Below are 1043 nucleotides of genomic sequence, written 5' to 3' on the forward strand. Positions count from 1 at the left end.
GGCACTAGACGACTTCGACATCGAACTCGCAATGTGCCAACTTCTCGGACCGCTGGTATTTCGCACGAAGAACCGGGCTACGAAACATCGACCGGCACGACTGCGCGCACATCGTTGACGACTTCCTCGCCGCCCACCAACGCACACACACCCCTCAACCGGAACGCACGATCAACCCGACCGCAACGCAAAGAATCGGTCGAATCGCGCCGCCACTGGCAAAACAAGTTCGGCGAATGGCTCGCTGCCAAACATGGTCAGTCCACTTAGCGGCGGGACGCGAACCCGGGATGACTGAATGGCAGACCACGTGAGAAGGCGACGCCTATGGTCGCGCCCGCGCCATCGATGATTCCCCACGTCGTTTCCAACAGGTGTGCGGCGAAGAACTTGTCGTCCACCCCTTGCTCACGACCGCCGTCGGTCCACCACTGCGTCGCAGATAGACCAGAACCCAGAATGGACGCCACGGCCATGGGAATAATCGAGGTATCTGCATGAATACGCTGCAGAGATTCAGTAAACCGACCGGCGATGACCTCCATCACCGACCTCAATTGCTCCGCAACTCCGCCGCTTCCCGATCCGGAGTACTCAAACAAATGATTCGCCATGAGAAATCTGACGACCACGGGATGTTGCCCGACGAGCGCGACGTACGACTGGATAGACGAGCGAACCATGTCGTCGACCGAAGCATGTTCTTGCTCGGCAAAAATTGTGACTTGCGCCGACTCCCACATCAACGCCCCGAGCTTCGCCGCCACCGCCCCGTTCAAGCCCGCTTTGTCGCCGAAATAGCGGTACAGCTTCGGTTTAGATACCTCGGCCTCCGCAGCGATGTCGTCCATGCTGACGCCTACGCCACAGCGTTCGATGGCCCGTATGGCCGCCTCGACCAGCTGTGCGCGTACCGCGACCCGATGTTCATCCCACCGCGTGCTACGGGCATCACGCACCCGACGCTGTACCTGAGATGGGGCGGAGGAAACGCGACGGACGACTGACATTGTGGAAGAAATGATACCGGAAGGGCCCTCCCC

1 protein-coding gene and 1 pseudogene are annotated in these 1043 nt (G+C 59.9%); one reads left to right on the top strand and one right to left on the bottom strand.

What is annotated here, in order from left to right; all coding sequences use genetic code 11:
- Nucleotides 1-155: pseudogene (locus ACJMNC_RS18365) on the top strand (TetR family transcriptional regulator); the annotation flags it as partial.
- Nucleotides 156-266: 111 nt separating this feature from the next.
- On the opposite strand, the gene ACJMNC_RS18370 reads toward ACJMNC_RS18365, so the two are convergent.
- Entirely contained in the window at nt 267-1010 is a 744-nt protein-coding gene (locus ACJMNC_RS18370; protein WP_030175636.1) for a TetR/AcrR family transcriptional regulator, read from the bottom strand.
- Nucleotides 1011-1043 lie beyond the last annotated feature (33 nt).

The sequence above is a fragment of the Gordonia sp. VNK21 genome, from assembly GCF_046098115.1.
In the GTDB taxonomy this organism is placed as follows: domain Bacteria; phylum Actinomycetota; class Actinomycetes; order Mycobacteriales; family Mycobacteriaceae; genus Gordonia.